The 15,910-nt window shown below is 67.6% G+C and carries 14 protein-coding genes; 4 read left to right on the top strand and 10 right to left on the bottom strand.

The genetic code is table 11. The annotated features are described in order from the left end of the window. The first annotated feature begins 39 nt into the window (after nucleotides 1-39). Nucleotides 40-1,608, top strand: a complete 1,569-nt coding sequence (locus B0E52_RS10425) for an APC family permease (protein ID WP_077483765.1) — start codon at nucleotides 40-42, stop codon at nucleotides 1,606-1,608. 21 nt (nucleotides 1,609-1,629) lie between these two features. On the opposite strand, the gene B0E52_RS10420 is transcribed toward B0E52_RS10425, so the two are convergent. Continuing rightward, nucleotides 1,630-2,517: a LysR family transcriptional regulator gene (locus B0E52_RS10420; protein ID WP_077483764.1), complete on the bottom strand. Its 888-nt coding sequence runs from the start codon at nucleotides 2,515-2,517 to the stop codon at nucleotides 1,630-1,632. A 92-nt stretch (nucleotides 2,518-2,609) separates the two neighbouring features. On the opposite strand from B0E52_RS10420, the gene B0E52_RS10415 reads away from it, so the two are divergent. Next, nucleotides 2,610-3,635: a YeiH family protein gene (locus tag B0E52_RS10415; protein ID WP_077483763.1), complete on the top strand. Its 1,026-nt coding sequence runs from the start codon at nucleotides 2,610-2,612 to the stop codon at nucleotides 3,633-3,635. 47 nt (nucleotides 3,636-3,682) lie between these two features. Next, nucleotides 3,683-4,024, top strand: coding sequence for a hypothetical protein (locus tag B0E52_RS18340; RefSeq protein ID WP_139351638.1), 342 nt, complete (start codon nucleotides 3,683-3,685; stop codon nucleotides 4,022-4,024). Between the two features lie 63 nt (nucleotides 4,025-4,087). Here B0E52_RS18340 and tsaB read toward each other — a convergent pair whose 3' ends face one another. The 6 genes from tsaB to B0E52_RS10380 form a co-directional block, all read right to left on the bottom strand. Continuing rightward, a complete protein-coding gene (gene tsaB / locus B0E52_RS10405) occupies nucleotides 4,088-4,786 on the bottom strand; it encodes a tRNA (adenosine(37)-N6)-threonylcarbamoyltransferase complex dimerization subunit type 1 TsaB (RefSeq protein ID WP_077483810.1) in 699 nt (232 codons plus the stop codon). A 222-nt stretch (nucleotides 4,787-5,008) separates the two neighbouring features. Next, nucleotides 5,009-6,157 carry an FMN-dependent L-lactate dehydrogenase LldD gene (gene lldD, locus B0E52_RS10400; RefSeq protein WP_077483761.1) on the bottom strand — a complete coding sequence of 383 codons (1,149 nt, stop codon included), beginning with the start codon at nucleotides 6,155-6,157 and terminating at the stop codon, nucleotides 5,009-5,011. Nucleotides 6,158-6,203: 46 nt separating this feature from the next. Then, the gene (locus tag B0E52_RS10395; RefSeq protein ID WP_077483760.1) at nucleotides 6,204-6,968 is read right to left on the bottom strand and encodes a helical backbone metal receptor; all 765 of its coding nucleotides are present in this window, start codon (nucleotides 6,966-6,968) and stop codon (nucleotides 6,204-6,206) included. Between the two features lie 7 nt (nucleotides 6,969-6,975). Beyond that, on the bottom strand, nucleotides 6,976-7,368 hold the full coding sequence (locus tag B0E52_RS10390; RefSeq protein ID WP_077483809.1) for a DUF4440 domain-containing protein: 393 nt from the start codon (nucleotides 7,366-7,368) through the stop codon (nucleotides 6,976-6,978). A 26-nt stretch (nucleotides 7,369-7,394) separates the two neighbouring features. Then, on the bottom strand, nucleotides 7,395-7,763 hold the full coding sequence (locus B0E52_RS10385) for a VOC family protein (RefSeq protein WP_077483759.1): 369 nt from the start codon (nucleotides 7,761-7,763) through the stop codon (nucleotides 7,395-7,397). 113 nt (nucleotides 7,764-7,876) lie between these two features. After that, nucleotides 7,877-9,859 carry an ATP-dependent DNA helicase gene (locus B0E52_RS10380; RefSeq protein WP_077483758.1) on the bottom strand — a complete coding sequence of 661 codons (1,983 nt, stop codon included), beginning with the start codon at nucleotides 9,857-9,859 and terminating at the stop codon, nucleotides 7,877-7,879. 201 nt (nucleotides 9,860-10,060) lie between these two features. Here B0E52_RS10380 and B0E52_RS18580 point away from each other — a divergent pair, with 201 nt between their 5' ends. Then, complete coding sequence (locus B0E52_RS18580) at nucleotides 10,061-10,210, top strand: hypothetical protein (RefSeq protein WP_168174176.1); 150 nt, start codon at nucleotides 10,061-10,063, stop codon at nucleotides 10,208-10,210. A 416-nt stretch (nucleotides 10,211-10,626) separates the two neighbouring features. Here B0E52_RS18580 and B0E52_RS10375 read toward each other — a convergent pair whose 3' ends face one another. The 3 genes from B0E52_RS10375 to B0E52_RS10365 all read right to left on the bottom strand — a co-directional run bounded on the left by B0E52_RS10375 (nucleotide 10,627) and on the right by B0E52_RS10365 (nucleotide 15,301). Next, on the bottom strand, nucleotides 10,627-11,157 hold the full coding sequence (locus tag B0E52_RS10375) for a tetratricopeptide repeat protein (RefSeq protein WP_077483757.1): 531 nt from the start codon (nucleotides 11,155-11,157) through the stop codon (nucleotides 10,627-10,629). Between the two features lie 2 nt (nucleotides 11,158-11,159). After that, on the bottom strand, nucleotides 11,160-13,517 hold the full coding sequence (gene mrcB, locus B0E52_RS10370) for a penicillin-binding protein 1B (protein WP_139351637.1): 2,358 nt from the start codon (nucleotides 13,515-13,517) through the stop codon (nucleotides 11,160-11,162). A gap of 1,130 nt (nucleotides 13,518-14,647) precedes the next feature. Continuing rightward, nucleotides 14,648-15,301, bottom strand: a complete 654-nt coding sequence (locus tag B0E52_RS10365) for a hypothetical protein (protein ID WP_139351636.1) — start codon at nucleotides 15,299-15,301, stop codon at nucleotides 14,648-14,650. Nucleotides 15,302-15,910 lie beyond the last annotated feature (609 nt).

Here is a 15,910-nt window from a genome sequence, read left to right as displayed (position 1 = left end):
AGCCCGCGTCATCCTTCCCAAGCCGCCGGATCACACCGCATGCCATCAACGGGAAAATTCCATCGCCAGCTCAGCCTCACCGACCTGACCTTCATCGGCCTGGGCGCGATCTTCGGCTCCGGCTGGCTGTTCTCGGCCAGCCATGTCTCGGCCATCGCCGGACCGGCCGGCATCCTGTCCTGGCTGATCGGCGGCGCCGCCGTGCTGTTGCTGGGCATCGTCTACTGCGAACTGGGCGCCGCCCTGCCCCGCGCCGGCGGCGTGGTGCGCTACCCGGAGTATTCGCACGGGCTGCTGCTGGGGTCGCTGATGGGTTTCATCACGCTGATCGCGTTCTCCAGCCTGATCGCGATCGAGACCGTGGCCTGCCGCCAATATGCCGCGGCCTGGTTCCCCGCGCTGAGCCGCGATGCGGCAGGCAATCCCACCGTGCTGGGCTGGCTGGTGCAGCTGGCGCTGCTGGCGCTGTTCTTCGTGCTCAACTATTCCAGCGTGAAGACCTTCGCCAAGGCCAACAACCTCATCAGCATCTTCAAGTTCGTCGTGCCGCTGCTGGTGGTCGTCGTGCTGCTGGCGCATTTCCAGCCGCGGAACATGAGCGTGCACGGCTTTGCCCCGAACGGCTTCAGCGGCGTGGAAGGCGCGGTTTCCGCCGGCGGCATCATCTTCGCCTACCTGGGGCTGACGCCGATCATCTCGGTCGCCAGCGAGGTGCGCCATCCGCAACGCACGATCCCGATCGCCTTGATCCTCTCGGTGCTGCTGTCCACCGTGATCTACCTGCTGCTGCAGATAGCCTTCCTGGGCAGCATCCCCACCCGGATGCTGGCGCAGGGCTGGGGCGCCACCGGCACGATGTTCTCGCTGCCCTACCACGACATCGCGCTGACGCTGGGCATCGGGTGGCTGGCCGCGCTGGTGGTCTGCGACGCGGTGATCTCGCCCAGCGGCACCGGCAACATCTACATGAACGCCACGCCGCGGGTGGTCTACGGCTGGGCACGCAGCGGCTCGTTCTTCAAGCTGTTCACCCGCATCGACGGCAAATCCGGCATCCCGCGCCCCGCGCTGTGGCTGAGCTTCGCGCTGTCGATCTTCTGGACCTTGCCGTTCCCTTCGTGGGAGGCGCTGATCAGCGTGGTCTCGGCCGCGCTGGTGCTGAGCTACGCCGTGGCGCCGATCACCGTGGCGGCACTGCGCCGCAACGCGCCGCAGCTGCCGCGACCGTTCCTGGTGCGCGGGTTCGGCGTGGTCGGGCCGGCTTCGTTCGTGATCGCCACGCTGATCGTGTACTGGTCGAGCTGGCAGACGGTGTCGTGGCTGCTGGGGCTGCAGGTCGTGCTGTTCGCGGTCTACGTGCTGTGCCGGCTGCCCTCGCCCGACGGTCGCGTCCGGCTGCGCCAGGAGGTGTATTCGTCGTGGTGGCTGGTCGCCTACTACGCGCTGCTCATCGCGCTGTCCTGGCTGGGCACCTTCGGCGGCCGCGGCATCATCGGCCACCCCTGGGATACCTTGGCCGTGGCCCTGGTCGGCCTCGTCATCTACTACTGGGGCGCCCGCACCGGCCTGCCCGCACACCTGCTCGATCTGGGCAGCGACGACGACTGACGCCGATGCGCGAGGCGTGGCTCAGCGGCCGAGGCCCGCCTGCGCAATGAACGCATCCAGCAGCGCGCCGCGGTATTTCTGGCGATGCACCAGCATCGAGAGCTTGCGGCGCAGATCGAGGAACGGTGTCTTCAGCGCCTTCAGGCGGCCGGTGGCGAGCGCGTCGGTGACCGCCACCTCCGGCAGGCAGGCGATGCCCAGGCCGGCGATCACCGCCTGCTTGATCGCCTCGATCTGGTCCAGCTCCAGCACGGTTTCGCCAGGCGGCAACTGCGACAGCACGCGCTCGCTGGTGGCGCGGGTGGCCGAGCCCGGCTCGCGCATCACCCAGCGCGCGCCGGCGAAGTCGGCGGGCTTGAGGCCGCGCTTGCGCGTCAACGGATGGTCGGGCGGCGCGCACACCACCAGCAGGTCGTCGCGCCACGGCCGTATTTCCAGCTGCGGGTGCGTCACCGGCCCTTCCACGCAGCCGAGGTCGAGGCTGTGGTCGAGCATCGCCGCGGCGATCGCGTCGGTGTTCGCCACGCGCAGGCGGATCGCCACCTGCGGCTGCGCGCGCACGAACGCGCCCAGCAGTTCGCCCACGCGGTAATTGCCCACCGTGTTGCTGGCGCCGATGCGCAATTCGCCGGACAGCGCCGCGCCGTCCTCGCGGCCGCGGCGGCCGAACTCGGCATGGCGCTCCAGCAGCTCCTGCGCCAGCGGCAGCAGTTCGCGGCCGCGCGGATTGAGCCGCAGCCGGCCGCGCTCGCGGGCGAACAGCGGCGCGTCGAGCTGACGTTCCAGCTCGGCCAGCGCCATGCTGGCGGCCGGCTGGGTCAGGTACAGCCGCTCGGCGGCAGCACGCACGCTGCCCAGCAGCGCGATCTGCACGAACACTTCGAGCTGGCGCGGGCTGATGTTGTTCATCACTCGATCTTATACGAACGATCAGATTTTCCAAGTTTTTCTGATCGATGGCGGCGAGGACAATGGCGCGCATCCCCGGAATCTGCCATCCCATGAACACACCGCTCGCCGCCGCCCTCGCCCGCCCCACCCTGCGCAGCCGCGCACCCGGCCTGCTGCTCGCCGTCGCCATCGCGCTGCTCGCCTGGTGGCTGGGTCGCCTGATGCCGCTGATCGGCGGCCCGGTGATCGGCATCCTGCTCGGCATCGCGGTGCGCAACCTGTTCTCGCCCGATGCACGCTTCACCCCCGGCATCGCCTTCGGCGGCAAGCAGGTGCTGCAGTGGTCGATCATCGCGCTGGGCTTCGGCCTCAGCCTCACCCAAGTGGCGAAGACCGGCCTCGAATCGCTGTCGGTGACCCTGGTGACGCTGACCGTGGCCTTCCTCAGCGCCTGGGCGCTGGGTCGCTGGCTGGGCGTGCACGACAAGCTGCAGGTCCTGATCGGCGTGGGCACCGCGATCTGCGGCGGCTCGGCGATCGCCGCGGTGACGCCGATCATCAAGCCCGACGAACACGACACCGCGTTCGCGATCTCCACCATCTTCCTGTTCAACGTGGTGGCGGTGCTGCTGTTCCCGCTGCTCGGCCACCTGATGCACATGAGCGACCTCGGCTTCGGCCTGTGGGCCGGCACCGCGATCAACGACACCTCGTCGGTGGTGGCCGCCGGCTACAGCTACAGCCACGCGGCCGGCGACTACGCCACCATCGTCAAGCTCACCCGCGCCACCCTGATCATCCCGATCTGCCTGATCCTCGCCTTCGCGGTGGCCGCGCGCGAAAAGAAGAAGGGCAGCACCGACTTCAGCCTGCGCCGCATCTTCCCGTGGTTCATCCTGTGGTTCCTGGTCGCCTCGGCGCTGCGCACCGCCGGTCTGGTGCCCACCGCCATCCAGCCCGCGCTGCACGCCGCCGCCGAGTTCCTGATCATCGTGGCGCTCACCGCGATCGGCCTGTCCGCCAACCTGCGCAGGATGATCGCCAGCGGCGCAAGACCAATCCTGCTGGGGCTGGGCGTGTGGGCGGCGGTGTCGGTCAGCAGTTTGGCGGTGCAGTTGCTGATTGGGCGACTTTGACTATTCGCACCTCATACTCGTGATGTGCGACATGCTTATAAGGCGCGTTGGATACTCTCAAGGGTGAGATATCGCTTCGCACCTTTGCCGGTAACCACAAGCGAGAAATCAACGGCTGTGCCATCTGCCAAATGAGTGACGCAATCGACAGCAGCCACGAGGCCTGTGCTTTTGAGAGCTTCGGCATTGAAGTACTTGATCGTCATGTATGGAGCAACGTCACCCGGGGCGTCCATATCGTCGGAAAGCGCGGCCTTCATGTCCGCCTCGATGGCACTCGCCAGATCGCGGCCATAGGCGCAGGCATAGCCGAATCGCTCAGCCAAGGCAGCGAAGTCACCATCGCGCTACTTGGCAATGGCTTCGTGAGCAAACTGCTCAAGCGATGACCGAGCTGTTTGTGATTCGGATATTTCCATGCGACGCATGCCTCCATTCAAGTATCCGAAGCTTCAAGCCTTCCCTTGCTCTACCAGCGTCAACGCCACCTTGTCGCGCAGGTATACCGGCAAGGCCTGCTCAGGCGGCAACGCACGGCCGGCCTTGAACTCGCGAGCGGCGAGTTCCGCCACATGCACGGCCTGCGGGTAGCAGGCGCCATTGGCGAAGCGCGGCGCGGCGCCCAGCTTCTCGCGCAGCACCGTCTCGTAAGTCGCCCAGCCGCTGCCCACCACTTGCCAAGCCCGGGCTTCGGGCAGCAGTAATGCGTCGGCGGTGCAGACGCGTTCGTCGTCCAGCACGACGAGACCGCCTGCGCCGTCGCGGCGGTAGCAGGCGGCGTAGATCTCGCCCATGCGGGCGTCGATCACGGCGAGGATGGCGGTGTCGGCATCGCCGTCGTCAGGCGCCTCCAGCGCCAGCGCGGCGAGCGAGGAGACGGTGACCACGGGCAGATTCAGCGCCAGCGCCATGCCCTGCGCCAGCGACACCGCGAGGCGCACGCCGGTGAACGCGCCGGGGCCGCGGCCGACGGCGATCGCGTCCAGCGCATGCTTGCCCAGGCCCGCCTCGGCCAGCAGTTCGTCGGCCATCGGCAGCACGCGTTCGGCGTGGCGGCGCGGCGCCAGTTCGCTGCGGGCAATCACTTCGTCGCCGTGGACCAGGGCGACGGAGCAGGATTCGGTGGCGGTTTCGATCGCGAGCAGATTCATGGCCGCTCCATGATAGCCGTTGACGGAACGTGCCACGCCGGCACTCCGGCCGTCGTGCCTCGACGGCTCGTCGCCGTCCGCGTCGGCCAGCACCCGCATGCCGGAAGGATCATCTGCGCGCACCTCGCCAGGGAGTGCTCATCACATCAGCGGGAAGAGCGCTGCGCGAGGCGGCAACGGCCGGTTCGGAGCCAGCGCGATGGCATGGCCGGGAAGCGAACGTCACGACGACGCTTGCGCGACGGCCAGGCTGTCGCGCGTGATACCGGCGATGGACTTCGCGCCGGTCAGGGTCATCGCCACGCGCATCTCACTGGCGATCAGGTCCAGCAGATGGGCCACGCCCTGCTCGCCCTTCGCCGCCAGCGCGTAGACGAAGGCGCGCCCCAGCAGCACGCCGTCGGCACCCAGCGCCAGCATGCGCACCACGTCGAGGCCGCTGCGTACTCCCGAGTCCGCGAGGATCTTCAGCTCGCCCCGCACCGCATCGGCGATCGCCGGCAGCGCGCGCGCGGAGGACAGCACGCCGTCCAGCTGGCGACCGCCGTGGTTCGACACCACGATGCCGTCGGCGCCGAAGCGCACGGCTTCCCGCGCATCCGCCGGGTCGAGGATGCCCTTGAGCAGCATCGCGCCCTTCCAGGATTCGCGTATCCATTCCAGGTCGCGCCAGCCGATCGCAGGGTCGAAATTCTTGCCCAGCCAGCCGATGTAATCCTCCAGCCCGATGCGGTGGCCAAGGTAGGCCGACACGTTGCCGAGGTCGTGCGGCCGGCCCAGCAGGCCCACGTCCCACGACCAGCGCGGATGGCATACCGCCTGCCACACGCGGCGCAGGGCGGCGTGCGGGCCTGACATGCCCGAATGCGCATCGCGGTAGCGCGCGCCCGGCACCGGCATGTCCACGGTGAACACCAAGGTGCGCACGCCGGCGGCCCAGGCGCGGTCCAGCACGCTCTTCATGAAGCCGCGGTCCTTGAGCACGTAGAGCTGGAACCAGATCGGCCGCGGCACCTGCTTTGCCACTTCCTCGATCGGGCACACCGACACCGTGGACAGGGTGAACGGCACGCCTTTCGCCGCCGCCGCGCGCGCCGCCTGCACCTCGCCGCGACGCGCGTACATGCCGGTGAGCCCCACCGGCCCCAGCGCCACGGGCAGCGCCAGCTTTTCGCCGAACAGCTCGGTGGAGAGATCGACCGTGCCGACCTCCCCGAGCACGCGCTGGCGCAGGGCGAGGCCGCGCAGATCCTCGACGTTGCGGCGCATGGTCTGCTCGTCGTAGGCGCCACCGTCGATGTAGTGGAACAGGAAGGGCGGCAGGCGGCGCTTGGCCGCGGCGCGGTAATCCAGGGCGGAAGAAATGATCATGGCTAGCCACTCTGCACCGCCGCGCCATGGTGCGCAACGCCGCGGATCACTCTACCGCGGCGATGGCCGCTCGCAACTGCCGGTAGCCTTCGACCAGGCGCGGGCCTGGCCGGCCGAGGAAGGCCTCGCTGATCGCGTGGATGCGATGGTTTGCCACCGCCGGCACCTCGCTCCAACCCTCGCGGGCGCGCACCTTGTCGGCGCGATAATTCGCCACCTTCACCCCGCACCAGCTCATCGCCACGATGTCGGGCCGCTGCGCCGCCGCGTCCGCCAGCTCCAGCGGCACGCTCTTGGCATCCACGTCGCCCCAGGGATTGCTGCCGCCCGCGCGCTGGATGAGGTCGTTGACCCAGGAGCGCCTCGCCGCGGCGATCACTGGCTTGGGCCACCACTCCACCAGCACGCGCGGCCGCCGTCCCGCCGGCTCCACCGTCGGCATCGCCACCTCCATCTGCGCCACCAGCGCCTCACCGCGCGCCGCCACGCCCAGCGCGGCGGCGATGCGACGGATATCGCCGTACACGTCGTCCAGCGATTGCGGATCGCACACCAGCGTCTGCAGTCCCGCGGCTTCCAGTTCCGCCACCACGCGCTCGTGGCCCGGCACGGTGAGCGAAGTCAGCACCAACTCGGGTTCGAGTTTCAGCACGGCCTCGATATCGAGATCGAGGTCGCGTCCGGTCTTGGGCAAGTCGGCCACGACCTCGGGCGGATAGTCGGAATCCGCATCCACGCCCACCAGCGTGCCGGCGCAGCCAAGCGCGCAGACGATCTCGGTGTTCGAGCAGGTGTGGGAGAAGACGCGCATGGCTGGATCAGGCATCGGCCACCACGGTGCCCTGGTGGTACACGATCTTCCAGCCGCCCGGATCGCGCTGCCAGATCGTGGCGCGGCGCGTCACGCGCTCGCCCTGCCGCAACGTGTAGGTGAGCAGGTAGACCATGTCGGCAAGCTGGCGGCAATGGAAGTCGCTGGTTTCCCACGGGTCGGGCTGCGGATCGCGCTGGCGCTCGTCCAGCACATCGAGCACATGCTCGCGGCTGTAGCGACGGCCGGAGGCGCCCACTTCCCGGAAGTCCTTCGCCGTCATCGCCAGATGGTCGGCGCGGGTCGTGCCGAATTCCGGGCGGTGGAAGATCGGCTCGCGCCGACGCAACTCGTCCAGTACGCCGGCGAGCCGGGGATCGGTGACCAGGTTCGGTTCCACGTCGACTTCCTCTCGGCAGCGGTGCATCAGGCCGGCGGCTGCCACAGTTCGACGCGGCTGCCTTCGGGGTCGGTGATCCAGCCGAAGCGGCCGAACTCGCTCTGCTCGACGCGTTCGTCCACCGCGACGCCGGCGGCACGCAGTTGCGCCAGCAATGCGTCGAGGTCGTCGACGCGGAAGTTCAGCATGTACGACTGCGGGCCGGTGCCGAAGTAGCCGGTGTCGGCAGCGAACGGCGACCACAGGGTGCAGCCGGGGCGCCGTTCGTCCTCGACGAAGCGGGCGCCACCCCATTCCTCGACGTCCAGGCCAAGATGCTGCGCATACCACGCGCCCAGCGCGGCGGGGTCGCGCGATTTGAAGAAGATACCGCCGAGTCCGGTGACCTTTGCCATCGTTCAATCCTCGCTGGGTTGTGCTCCCTCCCCCCGACTTTGTCGGGGGAGAGGGTTGGGGGTGAGGGGCGCACTTGATCCTGAAGCTTCTGAAGAGCAAGAGCCCCCTCACCCTAACCCTCTCCCCCATCGCAGGCGATGGGGGAGAGGGGATCAAGCGCGGCACGCGGGAGGGCATTCCCGAAGAATGCCTGCACGTCGGCCAGTGCGCGCGTGCGCGGCATAGCCGGCAGGCTGGCAAGGAACAGTTTGCCGTAATTCTTGCCGGTGAGGCGCGGGTCGCACAGCACCAGCACGCCGCGGTCGGTGACGCTGCGGATCAGCCGGCCGGCGCCCTGCTTCAGCGCGATCGCCGCGGCCGGCACCTGCCAGCCCATGAAGGGGTTGATGCCTTGCCGCTCCAGCGCCTCCAGCCGCGCCACCAGCACCGGATCGTCGGGCGCGGCGAACGGCAGCTTGTCGATCACCACCACGCTGAGCGCATCGCCCACCACGTCCACGCCCTCCCAGAAACTGGCCGCGCCCAGCAGCACGCCGTGGCCGGAATGACGGAATTCCTCCAGCAGCTGGTGGCGCGGCGCCGTACCTTGCACGAACAGCGGCCAGGGCACGCGCGCGGCCAGCAGTTCGGCGGCGCGGCGCAGCGCGCGGTGCGAGGTGAACAACAGGAAGGCGCGGCCGTTCGATGCCTCCAGCACCGGCAGCACCGCGTCGAGCACGCGTTCGGTGTGGTCGCGTGCAGCCGGATCGGGCAGGCCTTCCGGCAAGTAGCACAGCGCCTGCCGCGTGTAATCGAACGGGCTTTCCAGCAGCAGCGCCTGCGGCTCGTCCAGGCCCAGCTGGCGTGCGAAATGCTCGAACTGCCCGGCCACCGACAGCGTGGCCGAGGTGAACACCCAGGCGGCCGCGCTGCGTTCGCGCATCGCGCGCAGCGGCGCAGCGAGGTCCAGCGGCGTGGCGTACAACGCGAAGCCGCGCGGAAACAGCTCGTACCAGCGCACGTCGCGTTCGGATGCCTGTTCGACGATGCGCTGCAGCCGCTCGGCCAGCAGCGCGGCGCGCTCGTGCGCATTCGCCAGCCCGCGCGAGCGCTCGGCCTGCGAGCCGAGCAGGTCGGCCAGCGTGGCCAGCAGCTCGCCGACTTCGTGCAGGCCTTCGCGCACGGCCGCCACCGCTTCGAGCGCCCCGAACGCGCCGCGCGGCGGCAACGGATCCATCGCGAGCCGCAGGCGCTTCAACGCATCCTGCAACGCATCCACCGGCTCCAGCAGCAGGCCGATCGCGCCGGTGACGCCGCTGCATTCGCGCAAGGCGTCCTGCGCCAGCTCGCTGAGCTGGCGCGCGCTGACGCTTTGCGAGAAGAATTGCCCGGCCAGCTCGGGCACCTGGTGCGCCTCGTCGAGGATGAAGGCCGCCGCGCCGGGCAGGATCTCGCCGAAGCCCTCCTGCTTCAGCGCGAGGTCGGCGAACAGCAGGTGATGGTTCACCACCACCAGTTGCGCCTCCTGCGCCTCGCGGCGCGCCTTCACCACGTGGCAGTCGTCGTAGAACGGGCACTCCACGCCAAGGCAGTTCTCCGGCGTGGAGGTGACGCGCGGCCACAGCGGTGATTCCTCCGGCACCTCGGCCAGCTCCATGCGGTCGCCGCGGCGCGTGCGCGCCGACCAGGCGCGTATCGTCGCCAGCTGCGCGGCCTGTGCCCGATCGAAGCTCGCGCCCTCGCGCACGGTCTGGTCGAGGCGGTACAGGCACAGATAGTTCGCGCGCCCCTTCAGCAGCGCGGTCTTGCCGCGCGCATCCAGCACCGAGCGCACTTTCGGCAGGTCGCGGAAGTAGAGCTGGTCCTGCAGCGCCTTGGTGCCGGTGGAGACGATCACGCGTTCACCGGACAACAGTGCGGGCACGAGGTAGGCGTAGGTCTTGCCGGTGCCGGTGCCGGCCTCGGCGATCAAGGTGTCGCGATCCGCGATGGCCTGCGCCACCGCCGTCGCCATCGCCTGTTGCGCGGCGCGCGGCGCGAAATTCGGCAGCTCGCGCGCAAACGGGCCATCGGCGCCCAGCAGCGCGGCGGCATCGGTATCGTCGTGATCCATCATCGCGCCAGTATCGCCGCAGCAGCGGCGCCTGCAAATGTACGACGTGCTCAGGCAAGCCCGCTTGTCTGCGCGCGCCGGCTGTCGCAACCGTGGCGTCCCACGCGATGCATGCAGGAGCCCCATGTTCCCGGCGAAACCCGTCATGCCGCAGGAACGCCCCGGTTTCGTCGTCTGCAGGAAACCGCGCCGGGATGCTGGCAGGTGGTCGGCGTAGCGGCGCGACGCCCCGGCCTCACCGCGCGGATGGCGCGCATCCAGGCGGTGCAGGACGCCACTGGTGGCCGCTTCGACGACGGCGGCCGCTATGCCGCCGTGTTGCGCAGCGAGTGGCGGATCGCGGCGCAGTTCTGAGCCGCTACGCGCGACAAACCGGTTGCGTGCCAGCCGTGCGATGGCGGCCCGCATCCGGACGCGGCGAAAGTCCTCCGGCAACCCGGCGGCGCGGGGGCGCCGCCGGGTTACTGGAGAGCGCCCTCCCGACGCCGACCTGCATGCTTGACGTGCAAGGCATGCATACCACTCCAAGCCGCCGGGCCGGCGGCGTGCCCGGGCACGCCTGCGCCGCCATGGAACGCCACAGGCCGCGGCGGCGACCCCGGCATGCCCGGGCGATCGCCAGCCGCGACGGGCGTTCCGACCCGTCTCGACTAGTCAGACGTTCGAGGGGTGGAAAATTGAAACGGCGGCCATCGTCCCGCCGGGACGCTCACGCCGAAGGCGCGGAGCGGCGCCGGCCGCGTATGGAATGGACACGACACGGGGCCGGCTCAGTAGCGGTTGACGCCCTGTACGTGGCACTTCGCCAGCCACTTCTGCGCGGTGGCGGCGCCGGCCTCGTCGCCGGCTTGCTGGCGCAACTGGGCGATGGTTTCCCAGTTGCGTGCGCACAGCGGGCCAAGCTTGGGGCCCAGCGTCCACGACTGCTGGGCCAGTTTCTGCGCCAGCGCGTAGTCGCGCTGGTACACCGCCACCTCGGCGCGATCCTGCAGCAGCTCTGGCGAATCCGGGCTGTGCTTGAGCGCCTGGTCGAGCTTGGCCGCGGCCGCGTCGTAATGGCCGGCGTCGCTGTCGGCCTGGGCGGCCTGCTTCCAGGCGCTGATGCCGGGGTCGGCCAACGGCTGCACCGCGATCACGGACTGTTCGCGCTCGCCGGCGGCGCGGATCGCCGCGACCATGGCGGTGGGCGCCAGCGCGGGGTGCTTCGGCGACTCGATCGGCGCCGGCGTGGTGCAGGCCGCCAGCAGGACCGCCGCCAGGGGCAGCGGCCATGCGCGCAAGGGTCGACGTACGAGGAACATGCTCAGTTTCCGCTGGACAGGGAGGGGATGGCCACCGGGGCCGTGCCGGGATTGACCGGGGCGCTGCTCGACGACGGGGCCGCCGGGCTGCCGCCGCCGAACAGGCTTTGCCAGAAACCGCAGCCTTCGACGTCGCCGGACAGCGAGCCGGTCACCACCGGCACCTGCTTCGCGCCGGAACACTGTTGCTCGGTGGGCTTGCCGTCGGCGGGGTTGACCCACGCCATCTGCAGCCCGTCGCCCGGTGCGGCGGACAGCGGCCGGGTCGGCAACTTGGCGAACAGGTTGCGCCACACGCGCAGCGCGCCGGTGGCGCCGAACAGGTGGGCGGGCTTGTTGTCGTCGCGGCCCATCCAGAACACGCCGAGGTGCTCGCCGGTGAAGCCGGCGAACCAGCTGTCGCGCAAGTCGTTGCTGGTGCCGGTCTTGCCCGCCACATGCAGCGAAGCCAGGCTGGAATTGCCGAGCGAGCTCGCGGTGCCGTAGGTGGTGACCTGCTGCATCGCCCAGGTCACCAGGCGCACCGCCTCCTGGTATTCGCCCTTGCCGCTCTGCACCTCGTAGCGCTTGATGGTCCGGCCGTTGCCGTCCACCACGCCGCGCACGGCGAGCAGCGGCAGCGCATGGCCGTCGGAGGCGATGTACTCGTACAGCTGCGCCACCTGCAGCGGCGAGAGGTCGAGCGCGCCGATCAGCAGCGAGGGACCGGAGTTGACATCGGTCAGGCCGAAGGACTGCAGGAACGCGCGGATGCGCGGCAGCCCCACCGCGAGACCGAGGCGGATGCTGGCGAGGTTCCACGACTTCGCCAGCGCGTCCACCATCGGCACCATGCCGTGGCTCTGGTTGTCGTCGTTGTGCGGCTCCCACAGCGTGCCGTTCTGCATGCGCATGCTGATCGGACTGTCGTCCAGCGCGGTGGCGAGGTTCCAGCGCGCGGGATCGGTCAGCGCCACCAGGTAGACGAAGGGCTTGATGGTGGAGCCGATCGGCCGCTGCGAATCCAGCGCGCGGTTGAAGCCCTGGTCGCCGGGGATCTTGCTGCCCACCACCGCCAGCACGCTGCCGTCATGCGCATCGGTGACCACGCCGGCCGCCTGCAACGGGTCGGCGCGCTTGCCCAGTTCCTTCATCGTGGTGTCGATGGCCTGCTCAGTGTAGAGCTGCGCGGCCGGGTCCAGCGTGGTGAAGATCGACAGGTTGCCCGCGCGCAGCGTGTCCTCGTCGAAATCGCTGGTGATCTGCTGACGCACCAGTTGCATGAAGGCGGGGAAACGGTCATGCGGCAGCTGGCCGTTCTTGATCACGTCCAGCGGCGCGGCCTGCGCTTCCTTGGCTTGCGCGGCCGAGAGCAGGCCGGTGTCGACGAACTCCTGCAGCACCAGGTTGCGCCGCGCCAGCGCGCGCTCCGGCGAGCGGCGCGGGTCGTAGTAGCTCGGCCCCTTCACCAGGCCCACCAGCATCGCGATCTCCTGCGGGCGCAGGTCGCGCAGCGGACGGCCGTAGTAGAACTCCGCGGCAGCCGCGAAACCGTGCACTGCCTGGCCGCCCTGCTGGCCGAGGAAGACCTCGTTGACGTAGGCCTCCAGGATGCGGTCCTTGCTGTAGTGCAGCTCCAGCAGCAGCGACATCAGCGCCTCGTTGATCTTGCGCGTGAAGGTCTGCTGGCGGCTGAGGTAGAGGTTGCGCACCAGCTGCTGGGTCAGCGTGGAAGCGCCCTGCACGGTGCGCCCGGCGCGCAGGTTCGCGAACGCAGCGCGCAGGATCCCGCCGAAGTCGATGCCGATGTTGTGCTTGAACGAGCGGTCTTCCACCGCCTGCAGGCCGCTGACCAGCAGCGGCGGCAGGTCGGCCAGGCGCACGATGCGCCGGTCGACCTGCTGGGCGCCGTACACGGTGGCGATGCGCGCGGGATCGAGATGGGCCAGCTCGACCGGCTTGCCGGTGGCGAGGTCGCGCACCGACGCGATCGTGCCGTTGCCCAGGCGCACCTCGATGCGCTTGGGCAGCTCGCCGCCTTCCGGCCCCGCGTAGCCGCGCGAGGAGATCGTGTAGCGCGCGCCCTGCTTCGCCCAACTGCCCGGCACCTGGCCGTGGCCGTCGTCGCTGTAGCCGGCGAAGGTCAGCTCCAGCTGCAGCGCCGCCGACGTCATCGGCTCGCCCGCGGCCAGCGGCAGCGGCCGCGCGAACACGCGGGTGGGCACCGCGAACACCAGGTCGTTGAAGCGCTCCTGCACGCGCTTGTTCAGCACCAGTGTGTACGGCAGCACGAAGCCGACCAGCAGGCCCAGCGCGATCCAGAACGGGATGCGCAGCCACGGCCACGCGGCGCGCAGGAACGAGCGGGTTCGGGTCAGCAAGGCGGGGGAATCCTGAACATACAGGCGCCGATGATAGGGCCTGCTACCCGGCGCGCATCTGAACGAAATCGGCGCTTTCGGGGGCGGCGGAGGGCGCCGGCCACCGACGACACCGATGAATGAGAGAGGTCACCGGGCGCGGATTACACCTTGGTCCGCACCAGCACCATCGGTGCAACAAGACCGTCTACGGAGTGCCGTCTGACTTTCGTTACAGCCACCGAGCACTGACGCGCAACACGCAGCACGCACTACCCGAAACGCACCACCGGCAGCAGCCCGAACGCCCAGGGCAAAAGCTTCACTCGCCCTGCTTGACGGGAAAGTCTCCTACGGAGTGGTTAGGGCTTGTGCGTTGCTGCGACAACAAGCACAAGCCCGAAAACGGCTAGAAGCAAAGGCAATAAGATGCGAATACGGCTGACGTACGTGGACGCAGAAGGAGAACTGAGCGTACGCCAACGAGAGCTAAATGCAACGCCCAAAACGGCGTTGCCTACGCTTGGGTCTGCGATGCGAGGCATGCCGGTGTAGAAAAAGCTCAACGACCCGCGACGATTTACCCACTCGGGGTGCTCGGCTTGGACGATGCCGCTGAGCTTGACGACCGCGTGCAGGTAGACAGGTATGCAAATAAGCAATACGAGGCCAGCAATCGGAAATAGCAGATCCATCTGAGAGCCCTAACGCTGGAGTTAAGCGGCGGCATAGCTGCCCGCCTTGAACGAGTGGTTAGGTGCCGCCGTTACGGCAGGGATCGAACTTCGACTGCAGCGGTTGTGCGATTTACCGTGACGGAGAAGCCGCAGTCTACGCCAGGCTTTTTGCACACATAAAGAAAGAACCACTCTTTCCCGTCTTCACTGAGATCATTGGTAGGAGGGTAAGGGAGGAGCGAATATTTTTCTAGAACATAGCCATGCTCGATTGCTGCGTGTCGAGCCATAAGCACAGCCTTTTCATGCGTAATCAACCCTTGGGGTGAACGCTTTTGAGCGAATGCTTGTGTCAAAAAAAGAGATGTCACAAGTAGAGCTGTGTAAACCCTCAGATTCACTGTTGCACCTAACGCCTGAGTTAAGCCGTGCCGCAAAGCGGCATCGGCTTGAACGAATTGTTATACGTACAAGCTACTGCGGCACAGTGCCTTTCAAGTAGTACTTCATGCCTTTGCGATTGCCTGTCGTCTCCAACTCTCCGGAGTCATACATTGGGCGGAGTGCCAACTGTGCCACCGGAACTTCAATCTGAAGTACCTGAGCCATTGATACGACTGTCATGCCAGGATTCTGTGCCAAGAGATCACGAATCTCTGCGCGCCGTTCCTCTAGATAACTGTCGATCGTGCCGCGTGCCTTCTTTGGATAGCGCTGCTCCAGTAGAGCGGCGAGCTTTCCGGCCAACTCAGTGTAGGACGAGTACTGGATTCTATCTAGCCCGCGAAGGTCCGAAGGAACCTCATTGACGTCAGTTTTTGATGGGTCAATCGCGATAAACCATTGATCGCCAATCGCCATGGCGAACCCCAGCTCAAGAGTTACGTTGGGATTCCAGCCGGATATGTCGAAGATGGAGAAGTCAGAGCCCCTAATGTAGGTCTCGATCTTCTTCATGATGTGCATGTTGGTGATCTTTTCATCTGCAAAAATGAAAGTCACATCGTACTTTTCCTCCAGCTCTTTGTAGTGCTTCCGGTAGTCGTCTTTCGGATACAAACGATACGAGTAGGCGACAAACACCTGCTTGCGCAGGGTTGGGAGAACAGCCTGTTGTGGTTCGGTCACGAAAGACTCCCCAGTACGTATAACGCTTAGTAGACCCCGGATCGGGGCATATGCGCCGGATGCTCCACGACCGCTGCAACCACGTCAAGCAGAGAATTCCTTAGCTCTGGCAAGGGCTTGTCGCACCCATCTCGCTTGAGCGGCAAGCACGGTTGCCGTGCATACCGCGCGAAATGCGGTTCATATCGTTTATCGCCGCGAATTGCGGGATATGCCCATCGGTTCGACGGGGCGGCCCACCAGTGCTTTTGCTTCTGCGCGCAGGAGCGCGCTGCTTCACCCGGGGCCCCTATGGCGCGGCGGGTGGGCGAAGGAAAGTCCGCAGGATGGCCCGCAGGGATGCGGGCCAGTTTTCCGCCGGTACAGGGAGGTGCCGTCGGAAAACCCCGTAGCCCGCCCGCGCACCCGCAAGGCAGGATGCCTGGAGGGCGCGCCATCGGGGTGTCGTTTCCTCTTGGTTACTTCTCCTTTGGACAAGCAAAGGAGAAGTAACTCGGGCCGCGGCAGCGGCACGAAACCGCTTTAATGCTTGCAAGAGCAACAAGAAAAACCAGAGTTCATCGCGAGCACCCGCCCCTCACCCCGGCCCTCTCCCCGACGGGGAGAGGG

It is taken from the genome of Rhodanobacter sp. C06, assembly GCF_002001105.1.
Classification (GTDB): domain Bacteria; phylum Pseudomonadota; class Gammaproteobacteria; order Xanthomonadales; family Rhodanobacteraceae; genus Rhodanobacter_A.
The sequence above is the reverse complement of the archived record's forward strand: the minus strand, read 5'-3'. Positions and strand labels throughout refer to the sequence as shown.

What these genes read in the sequence shown, in the direction of transcription:
- B0E52_RS10425 (WP_077483765.1), top strand. Translation starts at nt 40, where the DNA reads ATGCCATCAACGGGAAAATTCCATCGCCAGCTCAGCCTCACCGACCTG.
- B0E52_RS10420 (WP_077483764.1), bottom strand. Translation starts at nt 2,517, where the DNA reads ATGAACAACATCAGCCCGCGCCAGCTCGAAGTGTTCGTGCAGATCGCG.
- B0E52_RS10415 (WP_077483763.1), top strand. Translation starts at nt 2,610, where the DNA reads ATGAACACACCGCTCGCCGCCGCCCTCGCCCGCCCCACCCTGCGCAGC.
- tsaB (WP_077483810.1), bottom strand. Translation starts at nt 4,786, where the DNA reads ATGAATCTGCTCGCGATCGAAACCGCCACCGAATCCTGCTCCGTCGCC.
- lldD (WP_077483761.1), bottom strand. Translation starts at nt 6,157, where the DNA reads ATGATCATTTCTTCCGCCCTGGATTACCGCGCCGCGGCCAAGCGCCGC.
- B0E52_RS10395 (WP_077483760.1), bottom strand. Translation starts at nt 6,968, where the DNA reads ATGCGCGTCTTCTCCCACACCTGCTCGAACACCGAGATCGTCTGCGCG.
- B0E52_RS10385 (WP_077483759.1), bottom strand. Translation starts at nt 7,763, where the DNA reads ATGGCAAAGGTCACCGGACTCGGCGGTATCTTCTTCAAATCGCGCGAC.
- B0E52_RS10380 (WP_077483758.1), bottom strand. Translation starts at nt 9,859, where the DNA reads ATGATGGATCACGACGATACCGATGCCGCCGCGCTGCTGGGCGCCGAT.
- B0E52_RS10375 (WP_077483757.1), bottom strand. Translation starts at nt 11,157, where the DNA reads ATGTTCCTCGTACGTCGACCCTTGCGCGCATGGCCGCTGCCCCTGGCG.